At 38.8% G+C, this 2,797-nt stretch carries 3 protein-coding genes; 2 read left to right on the forward strand and 1 reads right to left on the reverse strand.

What is annotated here, in order from left to right; all coding sequences use genetic code 11:
- On the forward strand, positions 1 to 360 hold a 360-nt coding region (locus tag ACKI5B_RS00450), incomplete at its 5' end, for a hypothetical protein (protein WP_407424984.1).
- Between the two features lie 37 nt (positions 361 to 397).
- Here ACKI5B_RS00450 and rny read toward each other — a convergent pair.
- The gene (gene rny, locus ACKI5B_RS00455) at positions 398 to 1,930 is read right to left on the reverse strand and encodes a ribonuclease Y (RefSeq protein WP_407424985.1); all 1,533 of its coding nucleotides are present in this window, start codon (positions 1,928 to 1,930) and stop codon (positions 398 to 400) included.
- Between the two features lie 167 nt (positions 1,931 to 2,097).
- Here rny and ACKI5B_RS00460 point away from each other — a divergent pair.
- A partial coding sequence (locus ACKI5B_RS00460; RefSeq protein WP_407424986.1) for a polyprenyl synthetase family protein occupies positions 2,098 to 2,797 on the forward strand: 700 nt, incomplete at its 3' end.

Raw genomic sequence — 2,797 nt, forward strand, 5'->3', positions numbered from 1 at the left:
CATATTCCTCTCAAAATAACATTTCATCTGCTTACATGTAAAAAATGCCGCACTCAGGTACACTATCTTTCACTTGCAGAAAAATATGCTTCACAGCCTCTTCATCTTTCAATAAAAGAAAAAATTGAAAATATGGATGTAGAACCGGTATCAATGACAAAATGGATAGTCTGGGGGATTATCATGATTCTTCTGATGGTAACTTTCGGAATTTTCTTAAACCGGCTGAACATCACCGGGTTTTCAATAATTTTTAATTTGATTTTTGGTTCTCTTATTACAGTTTACTGCGCATTATTTGTAGGTACAAACATAGACTTTTTTATTAAAAAAATAGACAAAATTCAAACAGCTGTTTGATAAAAAAACGCACCTCAGAATCTGAAGTGCGTTTTTTTTATCGGGCGTATTCTACAATTCGTGTCTCACGAATCATTGTAAGTTTTATGCGTCCCGGATAACGAATATCCGTTTCAATTTGTTTTGCAATTTTCTGTGCAAGCTCTTTTACTTCACCATCTGGAATTTTTTCGTTGTTAACCAGGATTCGAAGTTCACGCCCAGCCTGAATAGCATAAGCTTTTTCTACACCTGCAAACTTCTCTGCGGTTTCTTCCAGATTTTCCAGTCGTTTAACATAGTTATCGACTGTTTCACGGCGTGCACCGGGACGTGCAGCACTAATTGCATCTGCAATCTGAACAATTACAGCTTCTAGAGTTGTTGCTTCAACATCGTTATGGTGGGCAGCAATTGCATTGATAACCTTTGCATCTTCTCCCATTTTACGTGCCATTTCAGCGCCAACCTCTGCATGGTTCTGGTCAGAATCATTTTCTGCACCTTTACCAATATCATGAAGAAGGGCTGCACGTTTTGCAAGTTCTTTGTTTGCACCAACTTCAGCTGCAAGCAGAGAAGCAATTTCTGCAACTTCCTTTGAGTGAGTAAGAACATTCTGACCATAGCTTGTACGGAAGTAAAGACGACCTAAAGCACGGACACCGTCCTGACTCATATTATGGATTCCGAGATCAAAGAGGACTTTTTCGCCTTCTTCGTAAATCTTCTGCTGAATCTCTCGTGTTACCTTTTGAACGATTTCCTCGATACGAGCCGGATGAATACGGCCGTCTGTAACAAGCCGTTCAAGTGACTGCTTTGCAATTTCTTTACGAACAGGGTCAAAACAGCTGATAACAACAGCTTCCGGAGTGTCATCAATAATGATATCAACACCAGTAAGAGTTTCAAGTGCCCGTATATTACGGCCTTCACGACCAATAATACGCCCCTTCATTTCATCACCCGGCAGAGAAACTGTAGTAACAGTTAAATCACCGGTTGTTTCAGTAGCAATCCGCTGAATTGTGGAAATAAGAATTTCCTGAGCTTTTTTTTCGGCAGAAAGCTGTGCATCCTGCTCAATTTTGTTAAGCAAAGCCTGTGCATCGTGACGGGCATCGTTTTCAAGATTCTTAATGATTAAATCTTTTGCTTCTTTTGCAGAAAGGCCGGAAATACGCTCTAATTCTTTGCGATACTGCTCTTCCTGAGTGCGAAGCTGCTCTTCACGTTTTTTCATTGCATTGACGCGGTCTGTAAATTCGAGTTCTTTTTTTTCGAATTCTTCAGCTTTTTTGTCAACCAGCTCTTCTTTTTTGCTTACCCGCGCTTCGTATTTTTGAACTTCAGCGCGTCGTTCACGATCTTCCCGTTCCTGCTGTTTTCGTTCACGAATGATTTGATCTTTTGCTTCAAGCAAAATTTCTTTTTTCTGTGCTTCTGCTTCCTTTATTGCATCCTGTCTTAAGCGTTCAGCTTTTTGTTCTGACGCAGATAGTTGAAATCTGGCATAACACCATCGAATTATCCATCCAAGAACGATTCCTGCAACCGGGAGAACGACGAACATAATTACATTGTTCATTTTTAAATCTCCTAGTTTGCAAACAAAAGTTTTGCGTAATATTGATTTCTTACAATCAATTATTTCTATAATAACCGATAGAAATAGAGATGTCAAACCAAAAAACTCATGTACCTGCATTATTATTGATAGATTTTTTCACACTCTTATAATATACTTAACGGATTATGAATGCTGAATTTCAATACCGGTTGCAAAAAATCGAAAACATTTTAAATAAATACCTTCCTCAAAATAATAACTCAGAATGGATTTCAGATTCTTTTGGTAAAGTTGACACCTGTATAAACAGCAGTCATCTTTCAGTTCTTACAGAACCATGCAAAAACTTAATTTCTCTGGGCGGTAAGCGCTGGCGCCCTTTACTTCTGATTTTATGTGCTGAACTAACAGCAAAAGTAAAAAAGCAGGCTGATTCAGAAATTCAAAAATTAATTGAACAGGCATATGAAATCACACCTCTAGTTGAATTCGCTCATAATGCAAGTCTTATTCATGACGATATTGAAGATTGTGCTGATACAAGACGGGGAAAGCCGGCCGCACATATTACTTACGGACTTGATATTGCTTTAAATGCAGGCTCCTGGCTTTACTTTGAAAGTTCAGTTTGTATAAAAAATCTTCACCTGTCTGATTCAGAAAAATTAAAATTTTACGAGCTTTTTCTATTGGAACTGAGACGTCTTCATTTAGGACAGGCTATGGATATTCTCTGGCACAGAAATCCCCAGATGATTCCAGGTGTAGAAGAATACACAGCCATGGTACGCAATAAAACAGGTACTCTTTCCAGACTTGCCGTAAAACTGGGGTTTCTCGCAGGTACAGCATCTCTTGAAGAAGCTGAAAAAGCCGGTGCAATTG

It is taken from the genome of Treponema sp., from assembly GCF_045657965.1.
GTDB lineage: Bacteria > Spirochaetota > Spirochaetia > Treponematales > Treponemataceae > Treponema_D.